The sequence below is a fragment of the Streptomyces sp. NPDC058086 genome, from assembly GCF_042885015.1.
GTDB lineage: Bacteria > Actinomycetota > Actinomycetes > Streptomycetales > Streptomycetaceae > Streptomyces.
In genome coordinates, this window is the sequence record NZ_JBHVST010000002.1 from 168,720 (window position 1) to 188,945 (window position 20,226).

At 70.8% G+C, this 20,226-nt stretch carries 17 protein-coding genes; 9 read left to right on the forward strand and 8 right to left on the reverse strand.

Features of this window, described 5'->3' with window-relative positions; genetic code table 11:
- Window positions 1-14: 14 nt before the first annotated feature.
- The 4 genes from atzF to ACFVWD_RS02290 form a co-directional block, all read right to left on the reverse strand.
- On the reverse strand, window positions 15-1,676 hold the full coding sequence (gene atzF / locus ACFVWD_RS02275) for an allophanate hydrolase (RefSeq protein ID WP_389593415.1): 1,662 nt from the start codon (window positions 1,674-1,676) through the stop codon (window positions 15-17).
- A 193-nt stretch (window positions 1,677-1,869) separates the two neighbouring features.
- Complete coding sequence (locus ACFVWD_RS02280) at window positions 1,870-5,385, reverse strand: 5-oxoprolinase/urea amidolyase family protein (protein WP_389593417.1); 3,516 nt, start codon at window positions 5,383-5,385, stop codon at window positions 1,870-1,872.
- A complete protein-coding gene (locus ACFVWD_RS02285; protein WP_389593419.1) occupies window positions 5,382-5,987 on the reverse strand; it encodes an urea amidolyase associated protein UAAP2 in 606 nt (201 codons plus the stop codon). The genes ACFVWD_RS02280 and ACFVWD_RS02285 overlap by 4 nt, the downstream gene beginning before the upstream one ends.
- Entirely contained in the window at window positions 5,984-6,808 is an 825-nt protein-coding gene (locus tag ACFVWD_RS02290; protein WP_389593420.1) for an urea amidolyase associated protein UAAP1, read from the reverse strand. Before ACFVWD_RS02290 ends, ACFVWD_RS02285 begins: the two co-directional genes overlap by 4 nt.
- A gap of 329 nt (window positions 6,809-7,137) precedes the next feature.
- Between ACFVWD_RS02290 and ACFVWD_RS02295 the strand changes: the two genes are divergently transcribed.
- From ACFVWD_RS02295 to ACFVWD_RS02320, 6 genes are all read left to right on the forward strand, one after another.
- Window positions 7,138-7,764: a TetR/AcrR family transcriptional regulator gene (locus ACFVWD_RS02295; RefSeq protein ID WP_168490158.1), complete on the forward strand. Its 627-nt coding sequence runs from the start codon at window positions 7,138-7,140 to the stop codon at window positions 7,762-7,764.
- A 291-nt stretch (window positions 7,765-8,055) separates the two neighbouring features.
- On the forward strand, window positions 8,056-9,669 hold the full coding sequence (locus ACFVWD_RS02300; RefSeq protein ID WP_389593421.1) for an ATP-binding protein: 1,614 nt from the start codon (window positions 8,056-8,058) through the stop codon (window positions 9,667-9,669).
- Window positions 9,666-10,073: a roadblock/LC7 domain-containing protein gene (locus ACFVWD_RS02305; protein ID WP_101406123.1), complete on the forward strand. Its 408-nt coding sequence runs from the start codon at window positions 9,666-9,668 to the stop codon at window positions 10,071-10,073. Before ACFVWD_RS02300 ends, ACFVWD_RS02305 begins: the two co-directional genes overlap by 4 nt.
- Entirely contained in the window at window positions 10,070-10,507 is a 438-nt protein-coding gene (locus tag ACFVWD_RS02310) for a DUF742 domain-containing protein (protein ID WP_101406124.1), read from the forward strand. Before ACFVWD_RS02305 ends, ACFVWD_RS02310 begins: the two co-directional genes overlap by 4 nt.
- Window positions 10,488-11,108 carry an ATP/GTP-binding protein gene (locus ACFVWD_RS02315; protein ID WP_101406125.1) on the forward strand — a complete coding sequence of 207 codons (621 nt, stop codon included), beginning with the start codon at window positions 10,488-10,490 and terminating at the stop codon, window positions 11,106-11,108. Before ACFVWD_RS02310 ends, ACFVWD_RS02315 begins: the two co-directional genes overlap by 20 nt.
- A 102-nt stretch (window positions 11,109-11,210) precedes the next feature.
- The gene (locus ACFVWD_RS02320; RefSeq protein ID WP_389593422.1) at window positions 11,211-12,680 is read left to right on the forward strand and encodes a cytochrome P450; all 1,470 of its coding nucleotides are present in this window, start codon (window positions 11,211-11,213) and stop codon (window positions 12,678-12,680) included.
- A gap of 16 nt (window positions 12,681-12,696) precedes the next feature.
- Here ACFVWD_RS02320 and ACFVWD_RS02325 read toward each other — a convergent pair whose 3' ends face one another.
- Window positions 12,697-13,644, reverse strand: coding sequence for an RluA family pseudouridine synthase (locus ACFVWD_RS02325; RefSeq protein ID WP_389593423.1), 948 nt, complete (start codon window positions 13,642-13,644; stop codon window positions 12,697-12,699).
- A 36-nt stretch (window positions 13,645-13,680) separates the two neighbouring features.
- Entirely contained in the window at window positions 13,681-15,231 is a 1,551-nt protein-coding gene (locus ACFVWD_RS02330; RefSeq protein ID WP_389593424.1) for an amino acid permease, read from the reverse strand.
- 224 nt (window positions 15,232-15,455) lie between these two features.
- Here ACFVWD_RS02330 and ACFVWD_RS02335 point away from each other — a divergent pair, with 224 nt between their 5' ends.
- The 3 genes from ACFVWD_RS02335 to ACFVWD_RS02345 all read left to right on the forward strand — a co-directional run bounded on the left by ACFVWD_RS02335 (window position 15,456) and on the right by ACFVWD_RS02345 (window position 18,087).
- Window positions 15,456-16,106, forward strand: a complete 651-nt coding sequence (locus ACFVWD_RS02335) for a PadR family transcriptional regulator (protein WP_389593425.1) — start codon at window positions 15,456-15,458, stop codon at window positions 16,104-16,106.
- A 191-nt stretch (window positions 16,107-16,297) separates the two neighbouring features.
- On the forward strand, window positions 16,298-17,314 hold the full coding sequence (locus ACFVWD_RS02340) for an ATP-binding cassette domain-containing protein (protein WP_389593427.1): 1,017 nt from the start codon (window positions 16,298-16,300) through the stop codon (window positions 17,312-17,314).
- On the forward strand, window positions 17,311-18,087 hold the full coding sequence (locus ACFVWD_RS02345) for an ABC transporter permease (protein WP_389593429.1): 777 nt from the start codon (window positions 17,311-17,313) through the stop codon (window positions 18,085-18,087). Before ACFVWD_RS02340 ends, ACFVWD_RS02345 begins: the two co-directional genes overlap by 4 nt.
- Before the next feature lie 48 nt (window positions 18,088-18,135).
- On the opposite strand, the gene ACFVWD_RS02350 is transcribed toward ACFVWD_RS02345, so the two are convergent.
- Together ACFVWD_RS02350 and ACFVWD_RS02355 are read right to left on the reverse strand one after the other, a co-directional pair.
- On the reverse strand, window positions 18,136-18,984 hold the full coding sequence (locus ACFVWD_RS02350) for a siderophore-interacting protein (protein ID WP_389593431.1): 849 nt from the start codon (window positions 18,982-18,984) through the stop codon (window positions 18,136-18,138).
- A 212-nt stretch (window positions 18,985-19,196) separates the two neighbouring features.
- Window positions 19,197-20,129, reverse strand: coding sequence for a 5'-3' exonuclease H3TH domain-containing protein (locus tag ACFVWD_RS02355; protein WP_389593544.1), 933 nt, complete (start codon window positions 20,127-20,129; stop codon window positions 19,197-19,199).
- Window positions 20,130-20,226 lie beyond the last annotated feature (97 nt).

Consider the following 20,226-nt stretch of genomic DNA (forward strand, 5'->3'; position numbering starts at 1 on the left):
CCACGGCCGTGAGGTCAGGCGCGCGTCCGGAGGTAGCCGCGCCAGCCGCCGTACTCCGTGATGTCCTCGGCGCCTTCGAGCGCCGCGGGCTCGCACAGGAAGCCGGGCACGTGGGTGCCGTCGGCCAGTTCGACCCGGCCCAGTGCCATCGGCCGGGGCAGGTCGGCGAGCAGCCGGCCGAGGCCCGCCGCGGGCAGTCGCCACACCTCGGCCTCGATGCCGGCCCCGCCGCTCTCGCCGACGTGGACCAGGCCCGGCTTGGGCGGGGTGGTGGACAGCGCGTGCAGACGGTAGGCGGGTGCCGTCGTGGTCGTGCGCTCCCACTCCGCGCCCAGGGACAGGAGCTGGGGGTTCAGCGGCTGGCCGGACAGGTGGGCGCCGACCACCGCGATCCGCAGCTCCGGCTGGAGCAGCGCGGCGATCCGGGCGAGGCGTTCGTCGGTGAACGCAGGGCCGATCAGCATCACGCCGAAGGGCAGAGCGGCGGGCGTGAGACCGGCCGGAACGGCGACCGCCGCCAGGTCGAAGAGGTTCGTGGAGTTGGTGAAGCGGCCCAGCCGGGCGTTGGCGCCGAGCGGGTCGGCGGCGACCTCCGCGAGCGTGGGGTGGCCGGGTGCGGTCGGCAGCAACAGGGCGTCCGCGTCGCCGAGTTCGGCGAGGGCCCGGGTGCGCAGCGCCGCCAGCCGGTCCTGGTCGGCGAAGAGCTGGTGGGCCGGGATGTCCCGGGCGCGGGTGATGATCCCGGCGACGGTCGGGTCGAGACCCGCGCCTCCCTCGCTGATCAACTTGTCGACAAAACTCCCCACCGCCGTGTAGCGCTCGGCGACGAACGCGCCCTCGTAGAGCATCGCCGCCGCCTCGGTGAACGGGGTGAGGTCGAGCGTGCGCACCTCGGCCCCGGCCGCGACGAGCTGCTCCACGGCGGCCTCGTAAGCCTGCGCCCACCCCTCGTCGAGTTCGCCGAGCTGCGGCGTCGGGGGGACGGCGACGCGCCAGGGGCCGGGGGCCCGCTGGGGGAGTGAGGGGAGTTCGCGTCCGGAGGGGGACGCCAGGTACGCGAGGGCCTGCTCGGCCTCCGGGAGCGTACGGGCGAAGACGGTCACGCAGTCGAGCGAGGCGCAGGCCGGGACGACACCGGTGGTCGGGACCAGGCCGCGGGTGGGCTTGAGGCCGACGATGCCGTTGAAGGCGGCGGGGACGCGTCCGGAGCCGGCCGTGTCGGTGCCGAGGGCGAGGTCGACGATGCCGAGGGCTACGGCCACGGCCGATCCCGAGCTGGAGCCGCCGCTGATCCTGGCCGGGTCCAGGGCGCCTCGTACGGCGCCGTGCGGGGAGCGGGTGCCGACCAGGCCGGTGGCGAACTGGTCGAGGTTCGTGGTGCCGAGGACGAGTGCGCCGGCTGCGCGGAGGCGGGCGACCGCGGGGGCGTCGGCCTCCGGGGTGTACGCGTAGGCCGGGCAGCCTGCGGTGGTCTTGAGGCCCGCCACGTCGATGTTGCCCTTCGCGGCGAGGAGCTTGCCGGCTAGGGGGAGGTGTTCGCCTGCGGCGAGGCGGGCGTCCATGGCCTGGGCCTCCTTCTCGACCTCTGCCTGGGGGCGGAGGTCGATCCAGATCTCGGGGCGGTCGACTGCCTCGATGCGGGCGTAGGCCATACGGACTCGGGTCAGGACGGACATGGGTTGCTCCTGGTTCTTCGGGTGCGGACCGGTGGGTGGTCTGTGCCCACCCGTTCCGCCATGGGGGTCCCCCCTGTTCGAGCGAAGCCGAGAACTTGGGGGAGGAACGCCTGCCCACAGACCACGGCGGGGTGTCGAGGCGCCGTTGGAATCACCTGCGTGTAACGCCTGCCCACAGGCCACGGGCGTGATTTCAGCTCATCGGTGCCAGGACCACCAGTGCTGTGCCCGCTTCCACCAGGGCGCCGGGCTTGGTGAGGACTTGTTGGACCACTCCGTCCATCGGGGCGGGCACCCTGGACTCCATCTTCATCGCCTCCAACGCCAGCAGGGGCTGGCCGGTCGTCACCCGGTCGCCCGGCTCGACGTTCAGCTGCCACACGGAGGCCGCGAACTCGGCCTCGATCAGGCGGCCGCCCGCGGGGACGGTCACCTCGGCGGCGGGCGCCGCGGGCGTGGACGCGGCGTCCGCCCGGTCGAATTCGCCCGCCGCCTCCCAGGCGTCCCGCTCGGCGGAGAACGCGGTGCCCTGCCTGGCCCGGAACTCCGCGATGGATGCGGAGTGGTCGGAGAGGAAGGCCTGGTACTCGGCGAGTGAGAAGACGCCCTCCTCGATCCGGGGCACGAAGCGGCCCGAGATGATGTCGGCGCGCAGGTCGAGGAGTTCGTCGGGCTCGACGGCGTACCACTTGATGCGGTCGAAGAAGCGCAGCAGCCAGGGCGAGCCCGGCTCGAACGCGCCGCGCTGCTGCCACCCCGACCACACCTGGGTCGTACGGCCGACGAACTGGTAGCCGCCGGGGCCCTCCATGCCGTAGATACAGAGGTAGGCGCCGCCGATGCCGACCGAGTTCTCGGCGGTCCAGGTGCGCGCCGGGTTGTACTTGGTGGTCACCAGGCGGTGGCGCGGGTCCAGCGGGGTGGCCACCGGTGCGCCGAGGTAGACGTCGCCCAGGCCCAGGACGAGGTACTCCGCGTCGAACACCGTGCGGTACACGTCGTCCACCGAGTCCAGGCCGTTCACGCGGCGGATGAACTCGATGTTCCACGGGCACCAGGGCGCGTCGTCGCGGACGCCCGCCATGTAGCGGGCGATCGCCTCGCGGGTCGCCGGGTCGTCCCAGGAGAGGGGGAGATGCACCGTGCGGGAGGGCACGACCAGTTGGTCGCTGGGCGGGAGTGTTCGGGCTATCTCCCGCACCGTGGTGAGGAGTTCGTGTTGCGGAAGCCTGCCGGGGTCCGTCTGGATCTGGAGGGAGCGGATGCCGGGGGTCAGGTCCGTGACGCCGTCGAGCGCGGCCTCGGTCACGGCTTCCATCAGCGCGTGGACCCGCATGCGCAGTGTCAGGTCCAGTTGCAGCGGTCCGAATTCGACCAGCAGGTTGTCGTCGCCGCTGCGGCGGTACGTCACGTCGCCGTCCCGTGCGAGCACCCCGCCGTCGACGATCGCGGGCCGCTGGGAGCCGTCGTCGGCCAGCGGTGCGAACCGCACGGTGTCACCGGGCCGGAACTGGCCGAGCTTCCAGCGTTCCGTGCTGACGACCGTCGCCGGGCAGACGAAGCCGCCGAGCGAGGGGCCGTCCGGGCCGAGCAGCACCGGCATGTCGCCGGTGTAGTCGACGGCGCCGACCGAGTACGGCGTGTCGTGGATGTTGGACGGGTGCAGGCCCGCCTCGCCGCCGTCCGTGCGCGCCCAGCGGGGCTTCGGGCCGACCAGCCGTACGCCCGTGCGCGCCGAGTTGAAGTGGACCTTCCAGTCGGCGGCGTAGAAGTCGTGGATGTCGTCCTCGGTGAAGAACTCCGGTGCGGCGTGCGGGCCTTCGAGCGCGCCGACCCGCCAGCCGGAGGAGAACCCGGGACGGTCGCCGGCCGGTACCGGCGCCCCGTGATCCGTCGCCGAGCCGCCGTGCAGTACGTCGCCCGTCCTCAGGGTGCGGCCCCCGTGTCCGCCGAACCGGCCCAGCGTGAACGTGGACGCGCTGCCGAGGAACGCCGGTACGTCCAGGCCCCCGCCCGCGAAGAGCACGTAGGTGCGCAGGCCGTGTTCGGTGGGGGAGCCGACCTCCAGCAGGGCCCCCGCCGGTACCGTCACCGGTTCCCACTGCGCGACCGCCGCGCCGTCCACGGTGACCCGCGCCGGTGCGCCCGTGACGCAGACCGTCGTGGTGTGGGTGAAGCGCAGGGTCGGCCCCTGGAGGGTGCACTCCAGACCGGGTGCCCCCTCGTGGTTGCCGAGAGCGCGGTTGCCGAGCCGGAAGGAGAGGTCGTCCATCGGGCCGCAGGGGGGCACGCCCACCTGCCAGTAGCCGGTGCGGCCCGGCCAGTCCTGGACCGAGGTGAGGGTCCCGCCGGAGACGACCTCGATGCGCCGAGTGGGATCGGTGACTTCGGCCAGCGTCGCCGTCGAGTGCGTCGCCCGCCGGAAGGAAGGGTCGGCGAGCGCGGCCCGCACCAGCCCCAGGTTCGTCTCGATGCCGTCCACCCGGGTCCTGGCCAGCGCCTCGTCGAGGCGTTGCAGCGCGTGCGCCCGGTCCTGGCCGTACGCGATGACCTTCGCGAGCATCGGGTCGTACGACGTGGTCACCTCGGTGCCCGTCTCCACCCAGCCGTCCACGCGGACGCCGCCGGGGAACTCGACCCGCGTGAGCAGGCCCGCGCTCGGCCGGTGGTCGCGCGAGGGGTCCTCGGCGTACACCCGGGCCTCGACGGCGTGACCGCGCGGTGCCCCCGGATCGCGGACGACCTCCGACTCCCCGCGCGCGAGCCGCAGCATCCAGCCGACGAGGTCGACGCCGTAGATCTCCTCGGTGACCGGATGCTCCACCTGGAGGCGGGTGTTGACCTCGAGGAAGTACGCCTCCTCGCGTGCGGCGTCGTAGACGAACTCGACGGTTCCGGCGGAGCGGTATCCGACAGCGGCACACAAGTCTCGTGCGGAGGAGGCCAGTTGGGCGCGCACGGTGGACGGCAGGCCCGGTGCCGGGGCCTCCTCCAGCACCTTCTGGTTGCGGCGCTGGAGCGAGCAGTCCCGGTCGCCGAAGGTGACGACCCGGCCCCGGCCGTCGCCGAAGACCTGCACCTCGACATGGCGGGCGTGTTCCACCAGCCGCTCCAGGAAGACCCCGGCGGAGGAGAAGGAGGCCGCGGCGACGCGCTGTACCCGCTCCCACGCCTCGGTCAGTTCGTCGGCCGAGCGACATGCCGACATACCGATGCCGCCACCACCGCCGGTGGCCTTCAGCATGACGGGGTAGCCGATGCGGGCGGCCGCCTCCAAAGCCTCGGTGAGACCGGGGAGAAGTCCCGTGCCGGGCGCCAACGGCACCCCGGCCGCCTCCGCCGCCGCCCGCGCCGTGTGCTTCGCCCCGAACAGCTCCAGTTGCTCCGGCGTCGGACCCACGAACACGATCCCGGCGTCCTCGCAGCGCCGCGCGAAGGCCGCGTCCTCGGACAGGAAGCCGTACCCGGGGTGGATCGCCCCGGCCCCGGTGTCCTTGGCCGCCTTCAGGACGAGGTCGGCGTCGAGATACGACTCCTTCGCGGGCGCGGGCCCCAGCCGTACCGCCTCGTCGGCGAGCCGGACGTGGGGTGCGCAGCGGTCGGCGTCGGAGTACACGGCGACCGTGCGCAGGCCGAGTTCGCGGGCCGTGCGGATGATCCGTACCGCGATCTCGCCGCGGTTGGCGACCAGCAGGGTGTCGAAGGTCATCCCGTCGCCCCGCTCGCCTCGATGGTCATTTCCACCGCGGTCGGCTCGAAGCCGTTGCAGGGGTTGTTGATCTGGGGGCAGTTGGAGACCAGCACGAGAACGTCGCACTCGGCGCGCAGGGTCAGCGTGAGCCCCGGGGCCGAGATGCCGTCGACGATGCCGAGGGTGCCGTCCTTCTCGACCGGCACGTTCATGTACCAGTTGATGTTCGAGACGAGATCGCGCTTGCCGAGGCCGTACTTGGCACCCTCGGCGAGGAAGTTGTCCACGCAGGCGTGCTGGGACCAGGTGTGGTGTCCGTACCGCAGGGTGTTCGACTCCTTGGAGCAGGCGCCGCCGACCGTGTCGTGCCGGCCGACCTCGTCCGCGACCACGGTCATCAGCGGGGTGTGCTCGTTGGACATCAGCACGCTGCCGGTGGTGAGGAAGAGGTTGCCCTGCGCGTGGATCGTGTCGGGCGCGCTGTAGCGGACGGTCGTGTCGTGGGCGTCGTACACCAGGAAGTCGACGGCCTGGTTGCCGTGCAGGTCGGTGACGGTGAGCGTCTGACCGGTGCGGACGACGGCGGACCAGGCGGCCCGGGCCAAAACCACGGTCTTCATGCGATCCCCCTCGCGGCGAGGAACTCGGCGGTGTTCAGGAAGGCGCGGCGGCCCTCGGGCGTGGCTTCCCACAGCGGGTCGCCCGGCGCGGTCGCGGCCGCGCGCCAGGCGAGGACCTCCAGCGGAGTGCTGACGTACTCCGTGCGGGGGTCGGCGGGGTGCGGCACGTTCGCGATCAGCACGGTCACGTCCTGCTCGGCGCGGAGTGTCACGCTGCCGCCGGGGCCCGCGGAACCGGTGAAGTCCAGCGAGCCGTCGTCGCGGACCTCCACGCCCTGGAAGAAGGAGAGCGAGGGCGGCAGGTCACGGGGTTCGAGGCCGTTCTTGGCGGCGGCCAGCTTGAAGAGCTCGCGGCCTGCGGGGGATGCGGACTGCGGGGTTCCGTCGCCGTAGCGCTGGGTGTTGCGTACGAGGGTGGAGGTGCCGCAGAGCGTGTCGTGGTGGCCGGAGGTGTCGGCGACCAGGGAGGCGAGGACGCGGCCTTGGTCGGAGAGGAGCAGCTGCCCCTCTCCGAGGTAGGCGTTCCACTGGACCTTGACCGTGTCCGCCACGTTCAGGCGTTCCCAGGGGCGGTCGGCGGCGTACAGGAGCAGGTGTGCGCAGGCGTCGCCCCTGAGGTCGGTGAGCCTGAGTTCCGTGCCGCGGGCCAGCATCCTGTGCGTGTAGTTGCCGGCCGCCACCGTCTCCGCCCACACCAGGTGGCCCGCCTCGCAGGGGGGCGCGGGCCAGGCGCTCGCCGGGACGACGGGCATGGCCTCCGTGCGGGAGCCCTCTTGCGCCCGGGCGTGGGCACGGGCTCCGTAAGTGGTCGCTGTCGCCATCGCGAGTCCTCCGGCTCCTGGGTGATTTCTGTCGCTCGACAGAAATTAGGGGCGGGGAGGGTCGGGGCCGTGTCCCGAGTGTTGCCGGACGGTTACCGACCCCTCACCGGACGCTCCGCGGGTTTGGCGGTACGGGGCGCTCCGTGGGTTTGAGGGTGTGGGTCGGGTGCGGCTGGGTGCGCGGTTCCTCGCGCCCCTGTGGGGGTGCGCTGTGGGTTTGGAGCTGCGGGTTGTGTGTGGCTGGGCGCGCAGTTCCTCGCGCCCCTGGTGGGTGGGCGCGCCGTTCCTTGTCCCGCTCGGGGCCGGTGTCGTGTGCGAGGATCGAACGCATGGGAAGTGGTGGTGGGCGACGGGTCGGGCGGCCTCGGGCCGCGCAGCGGCCGGACAGCGGGCTGTCGCCGCGGGACGAACTGCTCGACGCGGCCGCCGAGTTGTTCACGACGCGCGGTTACGCCGCGACGACCACCCGTGCCGTCGCCGAGCGGGCCGGTATGCGCCAGGCGTCGATGTACCACTACGTCTCCGGCAAGGAGGAGTTGCTCGCCGAGCTCCTGGAGTCGACCGTCACCCCCTCGCTCGCGTTCGCCCGGGAGCTCCTCGCCGACGACGCGACCCCGCCCGAGAGCCGGCTGTGGGAGCTGTGCCGCACCGACGTGGAGCTGCTCTGCGGGGGCCCGCACAACCTGGGTGGGCTATATCTGCTGCCCGAGGTGCGCGCCGAGCGCTTCGCCGGCTTCCATGCCGTACGGGCCGAGTTGAAGGACACCTACCGGCAGTTGCTGGCCGCGACCGCGGCAGGTGGCGCGCTCGTCAAGAGTGAACTCGATCTGCGGACGGATCTGCTGTTCGGTCTCATCGAAGGGGTGATCCTCGTGCACCGGTCCGACCCCGAGCGGCCCGTGTCCGCCTTCGCCGAAGCAACCGCCGACGCGGCGCTGCGGATCGCCGGAATCTGACGTACCGCCCTGTGGAGGTGCGGTTTTCGTATGCCCGTGCGCCGCTACTCAGCGTGCGCGAACGAAGCCTGAGCGTGTAAATGGCCGAGAGTACTCCTGCCGCGCAGGCGATTTCAGGCGGTTGCTGAATATGACACGGCGATGATCCGGTCGGACTAAGCTCGCCCGCAGCGCACCGAGTTGGGATGTATTCGTGCGCTTGTTCCCAAAAGTTCCGAAGATTCGGTTTGACCACGCAGTTTCCCCCACGAACTCCCCCCTACCCCAGCCGATTTGTCTCAGAGGGCATACATGGTGAGTGTTCAATCGCCTCCCGGTGGCCGTGAACTTCCCTACGCGCGCGTGCTGTTGCCGCCGGCCATACTGATGGCCGCGGTGACCGGGGCCGCCGTCGCCCTGGTGACGGGCCCGGCCCGGGCCGCCGTCGGCTGGTGCGGCGGCATCGCGACGCTGCTGGTGATCGCGGTCGCCGCCGAAGCCGTACGTCGTGGCCGCGTCATCCGTGCCGTGCGCGCCGAACTGGCCCGCCGTACCGCGTACCTGGAACAGCGCATCGCCGCCCACGACCAGGACATCGTGCGCTTCCACCACGAGGTCCTGCCCGCCGCGATCAGGCGCATGAACCGCGGCATGAACCCCGACACGGTGGCGCTCCGCTTCGGTGTCGACGACCCCGGCCTGCCCCAGATCTCCGAGGTGGAACGGGACCTGCTGGGCACCTTCCTCCAGTTGCTGGACACCGAGAAGCTGCTGCTCGACTCCTCGCACCGCTCCTTCGTCAACATCGCCCGCCGCGTGCAGGCGATCGTCCACCAGCAGAACAAGGAACTCCGCGAGATGGAGGAGGACCACGGGCGCAACCCCGAGGTCTTCGACGACCTGCTGCGCATCGACCACGGCACCGCGCTGATCGGCCGCCTCGCCGACTCCATCGCGGTGCTCGGCGGCGGCCGCCCGGGTCGCAACTGGCCCAAGCCCGTACCGCTGTTCAGCGTGATGCGGGGCGCGATGTCCCGGATCCTCGAGTACCGCCGCATCGAGCTGCACTCCATCGACGACGTCAACGTCAACGGCATCCACGTCGAACCGGTCATCCACGCGGTCGCCGAACTCCTCGACAACGCGACCCGCTATTCGCCGCCGAACAGCAAGGTGCACCTGACCGCCCTCAAGGTGCAGACCGGTGTCGCCATCGAGATCGAGGACTCCGGCGTCAGCTTCAGCGACGAGGCCCGCGGCAAGATGGAGGAACTGCTCCGGCAGGCCGCGGCCGGCACCGACCTCCAGGTTCTCGGCGAGGCCCCCCGGCTCGGCATCTCCGTCGTGGGCCGGCTCTCGAAGATGTACGACATGGCGATCGCGCTCCGGCAGTCCGCGTACGGCGGTGTCCGCGCGGTCGTCGTGGTGCCGAGCAACATGCTCACCAAGGACCCCGCGGCCTCCCTCGCCCACGGCATCGGCGCGAACTCCACCGCGACCATGGACACCGACGGGGTCGAGGGGCCCAACCGCAAGCCGAAGAAGCGCCGCCCGACCACCGGACCCCGCCTCCCCGAGCAGGGCGACGGGTCAAGGGACGACGACGCCCCCCTGGTCACCGAGTGGACGCCCAACGGCCTGCCGCAGCGCCGCAGCCGGGTCAAGACCCCGCTCAGGGAGCGCTACGCCGAGGCCGCCCGGATCGCCGCCGAGGAAGCGGCGGCGGAGGCCGCGGCCGCGGCGCCTTCCTGGGGCACCGTGCCCGTCGCCCCGGAGAAGCAGGAGAAGGCCAAGGAGAAGGAGAAGCCACCGGGGCATTGGGTCGAGGCGTTCTGGGAGGGCCTCAAGCGCGACCCGGACCCCAACGCGTTCACCGGCAAGAACCAGCCGGCCTCGGAGGCCGACGACGAGGGGGACCTCAAGTGATCCATCAGCGGGACAACTTCGACTGGATGCTCAGGGATCTCGCTGACGGTGTACCGGGTATCCAGCAGATCGTGGTGCTCTCCGCCGACGGACTGCGCATCGCACGCTACGGCGGCAACCCGGACGCCGCCGACCGCGTCGCCGCGGCCTGCGCGGGCCTGCAGAGTCTGGCCACGGCGGTCGCGAGCGAGGTTCCCAGCAGCGACGGCACGATGAAGATGGTCCTCATCGAGATCGACGGAGGCTACTTCTATCTGATGTCCGCCGGGGCCAACGCCTATCTCGCGGTCCTCGCCAACCAGATCGCGGAGCCCGGCCTCATGAGCAACCGCATGAGCGATCTCGTCGCCCGGATCGGTGCCCATCTGACCAGTCCGCCGAGGCGCAACGGGCAGACCGTATGACTCCTCCGCAACGCCGGCGGCGATACCCCAAGGAAGAGTTCACCGAGCCTCCCCAGGAGCGGCCTCCCCAAGAGGGTGAGGAAGACGGTGAGGAAGAGGACCCCAAGAACCCCGGGCGCCTGTATCTGCTCACCGGTGGGGGCGAGGCGGGCGAGCGGGCCGAGCTGGACCTGGTCACCTTAATCGTGGCGCGCGCCGACGCGCCGACGCCCACCACCCAGCCGGAGCAGTCGGCGCTGCTCCGGCTCTGCCAGGCCCCTCTGTCCGTGGCCGAGCTCTCGGCCTATCTCAATCTGCCGTTCAGCGTGGTGACCGTCCTGCTCACCGAGCTGCTGGCGGCCGAACTGGTACAGGCACGCGCCCCGATCGTCCGCTCGGCGCTGCCCGACCGTTCCCTCCTCGAAGCGGTGATGCATGGACTTCAAAAGCTCTGAGACGATCACCGGCCCGCGCGCCGAGGACCATCTGCCGCACTCGGCGCAAGCCGCCGTGAAGATCGTGATCGTGGGCGGGTTCGGAGTCGGCAAGACGACCATGGTGGGTGCCGTCAGTGAGATCAAACCGCTGACCACCGAGGAGACCATGACGCAGGCCGGCATCGGCATCGACGACAACTACGGCTCGGAGACCAAGACCGCGACCACCGTCGCCATGGACTTCGGCCGCATCAGCATCACGGAACAACTGGTGCTCTACCTCTTCGGCACCCCCGGCCAGGAACGCTTCTGGTTCCTGTGGAACGGCCTCTTCGAAGGCGCGCTCGGCGCGGTCGTACTGATCGACACCCGCAGGCTGGAAGTCAGCTTCGACGTGATCGGCCGTCTGGAGGAGCGCGGTGTGCCGTTCGTCGTCGCCATAAACACCTTCCCGGACGCGCCCGACTATCCGATCGAGGAGCTGCGCACCGCGCTCGACCTGCCCGAGGACATCCCGATCGTGCAGTGCGACGCGCGCCGCCGGGCCTCCAGCCGGGACGTCCTGATGACGCTGATGCACTTCCTGTACTCGCTCACGATGAGCCAGGCCCGCGCCTGATGCCCGCGGCGGCCGCCACTCCCGTCCCAAGACACCGGACCACCCCCAAGAACCCGGACACCCCCAAGACACCGGATCCACTTCAGTTTCGGAGCGATCACCGTGACGTCTGATTCCCACTTCCCGGCCGGTACGGACGACCGTACGCTCACCCCGCCGCCCGGCTGCCCCGCCCACGGCCTCGGTCCCGGCGGACTGCACCGGCTGTACGGCCCCGAGGCGGACGACCTGGGAGACCTGTACGAGAAACTCCGTCAGGAGCACGGTGCGGTCGCCCCCGTCCTGCTCCACAACGACGTGCCGATCTGGGTGGTGCTCGGCCACGCCGAGAACCTGCACCTGGTGAGTTCCCCCACGCACTTCTGCCGGGACAGCCGGCTGTGGAAGGCCGTCCAGGACGGCACGGCCGGCGCCGACCACCCCCTCGCGCCGCACATCGCCTGGCAGCCCATCTGTTCCCACGCCGAGGGCGACGAACACCTGCGGCTGCGCGGCGCGGTCATGGGCGCCATGTCGACCATCAACCACCGCACCATCCGGCGGCACATCAACCGCGCGACCCAGCTGCTCGTCAACCGGTTCTGCGAGAAGGGCCGGGCCGACCTGGTCAGCCAGTTCGCCGAGCACCTTCCGATGGCCGTGCTGTGCGAGATCCTCGGCATGCCCGACGAGTACGACGACCGGCTGGTGCAGGCCACCCGCGACCTGCTCAGGGGCACCGAGACCGCGATCGCCAGCAACGAGTACGTCATGAACATCCTGATCCGGCACACCGCCCGGCGCCGGGCCGAGATCTCCGGGGACTTCACCAGCGTCCTGATCAACCACCCGGCCCAGCTCACCGACGACGAGGTCTCCCAGCACCTGCGCCTGGTGCTGCTCGCCGCATACGAGGCCACAGCCAACCTGCTCGCCAACGTGCTGCGCGTGGTGCTCACCGACCCGCGCTTCCGCGCCCAGCTGAACGGCGGCCAGATGACGGTGCCCCAGGCGGTCGAGCAGTCCCTGTGGGACGAGCCGCCGTTCAGCGCGGTCCTCGGCTACTTCGCCAAGCAGGACACGGAGTTGGGCGGTCGGCAGATCCGCCAGGGCGACGGCCTGATCCTGGGGATCGCGCCGGGCAACATCGACCCCAAGGTGCGTCCCGACCTCAAGGCCAACATGATGGGCAACCGCGCCCACCTCGCCTTCGGCGGCGGACCCCACGAGTGCCCGGGCCAGGACATCGGCCGTGCCATCGCGGACGTCGGGGTCGAGGCACTGCTGATCCGGCTGCCCGACGTCGAACTCGAGGGCGACGAGAACGAGTTGCGCTGGCGATCGTCGATGTCCTCGCGCCACCTGGTGGAGCTTCCGGTGTACTTCGCGCCGCAGGCGCCGCAGGACGTCGAGGAAGTGCCCTCCATCAACCCCGTCCCGCGGCAGCGGCCGAGCCTGGAGGTCACGACGGACGAGCCGGTCGCGGCGCCCGCCCCGGCGCCCGTGGCACCTCCCGCCCCGCCGGCGACACCGGAACCCGTGCGCCGTCTCGGCGCCTGGCAGCGCTTCCTGCGCTGGTGGCGGGGCTACTGAGCCCGGTCGCAGACGATCACGCCTCCTGGGCCCAGTCGTCGTAGGAAGACCAGGCCCGCAGCACCCGCCCACTGACGAAGCGGTGCGCGCGTCCCGTGACCGGATCGATGAACTCCAGTACTCGCGCGAGCAGTTGGAGCGGACGCCGGAAGTCGCCGGCCGGCACGGGGCCGGTCACCACCGGGTAGAGCGGATCGCCGAGGATCGGCACGCCCAACGCGTTCATGTGCACGCGCAGTTGATGGGTCTGCCCGGTGCCTGGCAGCAGGCGGTAGCGGCCGAGTCCGTCGTGGTGGTCGGTGAGTTCGACCTCCGTGAGGGCGTTCGGCTCGCCCGCCACCTCGCGCGCGGCCAGCACCCCGCGCTCCTTCACGATCCGGCTGGTGACCGTCCGGGGCAGCGCGAGCTCCGCGTCGTACGGGGCCACCGCCTCGTACTCCTTGCGGACCAGCCGGTCGCGGAACAGCGTCTGGTAGGCGCCGCGCTCCTCGGGCCGCACGGTGAACAGCACGAGCCCGGCGGTGAGGCGGTCCAGCCGGTGCGCGGCGCCGAGCGTAGGCAGGCCGAGCTCCCGCCGCAGCCGGGCCAGCGCGGTCTCGGTGACATGGCCCCCGCGCGGGGTGGTGGCGAGGAAGTGCGGCTTGTCGGCGACGACGATGTGCTCGTCGCGGTAGATCACGTCGAGGGCGAACGGCACCGGTTCCTCGTCGGGCAGCTCCCGGTGGAACCACACGAACATCCCCGGCTCGTACGCCGCGTCGGGCGCCACCGGCCGTCCGTCGGCGCCGACGATCAGCCCGTCCCCGAACATCCCGTCGATCACCCCGGCCCCCGCCGCGAGCCGCTCCACCAGATGCTCCCGCACGGTGGCCCACCCCCCGTCCCGCGGCAGCCTGACCCGCACGGGGTCGACTCCCTCGCGCTGCGGCAGGGGGGAGGGTGGGATCCGGGGTCTGCGTCTCACCTGGTCAAGCGTACGAGGCTCGGGCAGGGGAGGGGTTCAGGCGTATGTGGCCGGGACCACCTCGGGAGTCTCCGCCACCGGTGTCCGCGCCCGGTAGGCCCGGTAGGCGGCGCCCGCGACCAGGGTCAGGCCCAGGAACAGCACCGTGAACCACTGGAAGTACCAGTGCCCGCCCGCCGGGTCGTACACCGCCGCGCGCGGCCAGGCGAGGTTGACGGTCATGAAGAGGCCGTAGACGAGGGCGATCGCGTTGACGGGGACGCCCCAGCGGCCCAGCGAGAAGAGCGGGGCGCCCCTCTCGTCGGTGCCGTCGGCGGTGAACTGCCCGCGCACCCGGCGGACCAGCAGCGGACCGGTCACCATCGCGTACGCCAGGTACAGCATCACGATGCAGGTGGTGCCGATCGCCAAAAAGGCGTCCGGGGAGGCGAAGTTGAGCAGCAGCAGGGCGGCGGCGAGGACGCCGACGACCAGGGCGGGGGCGCTCGGCATGCCGGTGCGCGGGTTGACCTTGGAGAGGCGGCCGGAGAAGGGGAGCTGGTGGTCGCGGGCCATCGAGAAGAGCATGCGGCAGGCGGCGGTCTGGATCGCCAGGGTCGCCACCGCGATGGCCACCACGACGTCGGCGAGCAGCGCGCGGCCGACCCCGTCGCCGAGGCTGCTGGTCAGGACGTAGCTCAGACCGTCGACGCCGAGACGGCCGTCGGTGAGGCTGGGCGCCGCGAGCAGTCCGCCGAGCACGATGAGACCGCCGAGCAGACCCGCCGCGCCGAGCGCGGTGAGGATCGTGCGGGGCGCGGTGCGGCGCGGGTCGTGGGTCTCCTCGCTCATCTCACCGGCGCTGTCGAAGCCGATCATGACGTACGCGGCCATGAACGAGCCCACCATCAGCGCCCCGAACAGGCCGGTGCTGCCCTGGCCGGTGTGGAAGGTGATGCCGGGGGAGCGCTCGGAGTGGGTGAGCAGGAGCACGATGATCAGGACGGCGCCGATGATCTCGGCGGTGACACCGATCCGGTTGATCATCGACATCACCCGGTTGTCGATGACGTTCACCAGCGTGGTCAGCACGAGCAGGATCACGCCGAGGACCGCCGCGTTGGCCGCGCCGTCCGGGCTGGTGGGGGCCGGATCGCTGCCGACCAGCTGGAAGCCGGACCAGATCGCGGGCAGCACCATCTGCAGCGCGAGCGCCGCCGCCGCGACCACCACGATCTGCCCGATCACCATGATCCAGCCGGCGAACCAGCCGAAGGAGAGGTTCGACAGGCGCGAGGACCACTGGTAGATCGCGCCCGAGATCGGATAGCGCGCGGCCAGCTCCGCGAAGCAGGCGGCGACCGTCAACTGGCCCACCAGCACGGCCGGCCAGGTCCAGAAGAAGACGGGGCCGCCGAACGCGTATCCGAAGGCGAAGAACTGGAAGACGGTCGTCAGGACGGAGATGAAGGAGAAGCCGGCGGCGAACGACGCGTACCTGCCGAGGCTGCGGTGCAGCTCCTGGCGGTAGCCGAACTCGGCCAGGGAGCGGTCGCCGGAGGACTCCGGAGGATCGGGGCGTACGTCGGAGGGGGCGGTGGTGGTCACGGCGGCACCTGCCTTCGGCGCGGAAGGGTGGGCGGTATTCCTGTCGGGTGACAGAAATTAGGGAGTGCCTGTTTCGCTCGCGTGACACGGCCGTGTCGGGGTCGGGCCTAACTCCTCACGCCCTTGCGGCCCGAAGGGAATCGCGATATATCGTGTGTATTGACGCTCGCCCCGCACACGCGATATGTTCGGCTACGGATATTCGGAGGCGAGGTGAGGTCATCATGGGGACGAAACGCCGCAAGCTGAGCAATCCGCTGGCGCTCGCGGTCATGGTGCTGCTCACCGAGAAGCCGATGCATCCGTACGAGATCGCCCAGACCCTGCGCCGACGGGGCAAGGACACCAGCCTGAAGATCAACTACGGCTCGCTCTACACCGTCGTCCAGAACCTGGAGAAGCACGGCTTCGTCGAGGTCGCGGAGGTGCAGCGACAGGGCAACCGCCCCGAGCGCACGCTGTACGGCATCACGGACGCCGGACGTGCGGAGGCCACCGAGTGGCTGTCGGACCTGCTCGCCGTCCCGGCGGAGGAGTATCCGATCTTCGAAGCCGCGCTCTCACTGATGGGCGTGCTCCATCCCGACGAGGTGGCACGCCTGTTGGGGGAGCGGCTCAACATGCTGGAGGTGCGGGCCGCGAGTATGCGAGGCGGCCTGGAGAAGCTCAACGAGACGCTGCCCCGGCTCTTCCTGATCGAGTCCGAGTTCAAGCTGTACATGATCGAGGCGGAGGCGGAATGGGTCCGCGGCTTCCTGGCGGAGGTCACGGCGGGCACGTTTCCGGGCGTCAAGGAGTGGCGGTCCTTCAGCGAGACGGGGGAGGTCCCCGAGGAGTACCTGAAGCTGGAAACCGGTGAGGTCGAAAGACTGTAGCCGAACAGAGAAATGACCCCGGCAGAGCTGTTGCAGCAGCCCCGCCAGGGTCTCGAACCCCGAACCGAACCCGCCGTGAGGCAGCTCCGGGCCATCGAGGTGCGGCACACCCAGGATAGCCCGGCGCTCTTCACGCGGATCGGCTCGGCATACCCACCCGAGATCACCGCTCACACAGGAGAGCAGTCGTCATGAGCAGTACCCGTGCGCCCGCGGTCGAGGCGCGTCAGCTGATCAAGACCTATCCGGGTGACGTCACCGCGCTCAGCGGCATGGACGTCACCGTCGAGACCGGCACCGTCTTCGGCCTGCTCGGCCCGAACGGCGCCGGCAAGTCCACCACCGTCAAGATCCTCACCACCCTCGCCCGCCCCGACTCGGGCACCGCAACCGTGGCCGGGCACGACGTGCTGCGCCATCCGGACCGGGTGCGCCGCACGATCGGCGTGGTCGCCCAGAGCTCCGGCGCCGACCCGGTGGCGACCGGCCGGGAGAACCTCCAACTCCAGGGCAGGCTCTACGGCTTGAAGGGTGCAGGGCTGAACCGCCGGGTGGACGAGTTGCTCGACCGCTTCAAGCTTGCCGACGCGGCCCGGCGCCCGGTCAAGGGCTACTCGGGCGGCATGAGGCGCCGACTCGACGTGGCGCTCGGTCTCGTCCACCGCCCCGAGGTGCTCTTCCTCGACGAGCCCACCACCGGACTCGACCCCGAGGCGCGCACCGCGATGTGGGACGAGATCGCCCGCCTCGCCGGCGACGAGGGGCTGACCATCCTGCTCACCACGCACTACCTGGAGGAGGCCGACCGGCTCGCCGAGCGCATCGCGATCGTCGACCGCGGGCGTGTCGTGGTCGAGGGCACGCCGGACGCCTTGAAGGGCGAACTCCGCGGTGACGCCGTCCACGTGGAACTGCGCGAAGCCCTGGGAGACGCCGGTCGTACGCTGCTGAACGGCGCCCTCACCGGACTGCCGGGCGTGCGCGAGGCGCTGTTCGACGGCCGCCGTGTCAGTGTCCGCGCCGATGACGGGGCCGCCGCGATGCCCGCCCTGCTCGGGGTGCTGGAGCGGGCCGGGGTCGGGGTCGCCGCCGCGACCGTCGCCCGCCCCTCGCTCGACGACGTCTACCTTCGCTACGCGGGCCGCCGTTACGCGGAGGCGGAAGCGGAAGGCGCCGAGAACCTCGTCCTCGCCGGAGGTGTCCGATGAGTACCGCCGTCTCCCAGACCTGGTACATGACCCAGCGTCAGCTGATGGTGTTCGCACGTCAGCCCGCCTACGCGATCATCACCCTGATCCAGCCGGTGATCTGGCTGTTCCTGTTCGGCAACCTCTTCAAGAAGGTCGTCGAACTCGGAGGCTTCGGCACCACCTCGTATCTGGACTACCTCGTCCCGGGCGTGGTCGTGATGAGCGCGCTCAGCTCCAACATGTGGGCGGGCATGGGCACGCTCGACGAGATCCAGCGCGGCACGCTCAACCGCTTCCTGACCACGCCCGTCAGCCGGGCCGCCCTGATGAACGGCAACGTCGTCAACAACGGCCTGATCACCGCCCTGCAGTCGGTCATCATCGTGCTGCTCGGCCTGCTGGGCGGCGCGGGCTACCCGGGCGGCATCGGCGGCATCGCGATCCTGATCGTCGCCTCGGTCCTGCTCGGCACGATCTTCGGAGCGCTCTCCAACGCGCTGGGCATGCTGGTCCGGGAGCGGGAGTCGATCATCGGCATCAACACGTTCCTGCTGCTGCCGCTGACCTTCCTCTCCTCGGCCTTCATGGCCCCGTCCCAGATGCCCGGCTGGATGCGGCACATCGCCGACTTCAATCCGCTCAACTGGGCCATGGTGGTGGGGCGTTCGGCGATGTCCGAGCATCCCGACTGGGGTGTCGTACTCGGCCGCTCGGGCGCGCTGCTCGCACTGGCCGTGGCGGCGGTGTGGCTGTCGATCCGTACGTTCAGGTCGTACCAGCGCTCCGTGTGACCCCGAGGGACCGGGGGTGGCGTCCCGAGTGACGCGAGGGGGCGGGAGTCAGGAGGCGGCCGACGCGGTCGCCTCCTGCTCCGCCTCCACCTGCGCGTTCCAGTCCCGCTTGGACGCCTGCCAGCCGTCCTCGTTGTGTCCAAGACGCCAGTAGCCGGAGATCGACAGGTCCTCGCGCGAGATCTCGCGCTCGACCCGCAGCAGCCGGCGCAGCTCCTTCACGAAGCCCGCCTCGCCGTGCACGAACGCGTGCACCCGGCCGGCCGGGAAGTCGAGGGCGCGGACGGCCTCCACCAGGGCCTCGCCGAGCGGCCGGTCCCCGCGGTGCAGCCAGACGACCTCCACGTCGGAGTCGATCTTCTGCTCCTCCTCGCGCCCGGAGATCTCCACGAAGGCGCGGGCCACGGCGCCCTCCGGCAGTGCCTCCAGTGCGGCACTGATCGCGGGCAGCGCGCTCTCGTCACCGGCGAGCAGATGCCAGTCGGCGCTCGCGTCCGGCGCGTAGGCGCCACCCGGACCCATGAACCGTACGACCTCGCCCGGCTGGACGCGCGCCGCCCACGGCCCGGCCAGGCCCTCGTCGCCATGCACCACGAAGTCGAGCGTCAGCTCGCGCAGTTCGGGGTCCCAGGCACGCACGGTGTACGTCCGGGTCACCGGCCACTGCTCGCGCGGGAGTTCCTCGCGGATCCGCTCCATGTCGAAGGGCTCGGGGTAGGTGATACCCCCCGGGGCGAACAGCAACTTCACATAGTGGTCGGTGCTGGTGCCCGCGGTGAACTCGGCGAGGCCCTCGCCACCCAGCACGACACGCTGCATGTGGGGGGTCAACCGCTCGGTCCGCACGACGTGCGCGGAGTGGGGCTTCCTGGACCTGCGTGCCGGACGCTCTGCCATGACGGCCTCCTCGTTCACTCGCTTAGGCTTACCTAAGTTAGCATCTCTCCCCTAGTTAACACCCCCCGCGTGAGAAGCTCATGAGCCCCCACACCAGGGCTCGAGCCGCGCGGTGGCCGGGGTCGAGTCGCACTCTGCGAGTAAGGCTACCCTAAATTGAGAATTTCACTCTTCTGGGTGGGAATGTCACTTTCGCCCGCTCCCGCTCCCGCTCACTCGCCGAGTGTGGTGAGCAACCGCTGCAGCGATCCGCCCAGACCCCAGCGCGCGGCCAGTCCCTCCAGCGCGGCCGGGTCGCGCGGCGTGTGCGGCAACGCCGTGTCGACGTCCGGCAGGGGAACGTCACCGGCGACCCGCACGACCTTGGGCGCGACCGCGACATACGGCCGTGACTCGTCGAGCCGCTTGCGCTGAGAAGGCGTCAGCTTCGCCTTCGGATCGTCGACCGCCGCCATGATCGCGGCCAGGTCGCCGAACTGGTCGAGCAGCTTGGCCGCCGTCTTCTCACCGATCCCCGGTACCCCCGGCAGACCGTCGCTCGGGTCGCCGCGCAGCAGCGCCAGATCCGCGTATCCGGAGCCGTCGACCCCGTACTTCTCGCGCAGCCAGGTCTCGTCGGTGAGCTGGAGCGTGCCCACGCCCTTGAGGGGGTACAGGACGCGCACCCCCCGCTTGTCGTCGACGAGTTGGTAGAGGTCGCGGTCGCCGGTGACGATGTCGACCGGGCCGTCGGCGCGCCCCGTGAAGGTGCCGATCACATCGTCCGCCTCGTACCCCTCGACCCCCACGCGCGCGATGCCCAGCGCGTCGAGGACCTCCTCGATGACCGGCACCTGCGGGGAGAGCGTGTCCGGCACCTCCTCCTCGTCCGGACGGCCGGCCTCGGTCTCCACGGCGACGCGATGCGCCTTGTACGAGGGGATCAGGTCGACCCGCCACTGTGGGCGCCAGTCCGCGTCCATGCAGGCCACCAGGTCGTCGGGGCGATGGTCCCTGACCAGCCGGTCGATGAAGTCGAGCAGCCCGCGCACGGCGTTCACGGGCGTGCCGTCCGGGGCCCTCACCGAGTCGGGGACCCCGAAGTAGGCCCGGAAGTACAGGGAAGCGGTGTCGAGCAGCATCAGGCGTCTGGTCACGCCTCGCATCATGCCGTACGCCACTGACGGTGACCTGGACCACTCCTGTGTTTGCTCCGTGTAAGTGCGGGCAGGCGCGGCACCGGGACAACCCCGGTTGCTTTTT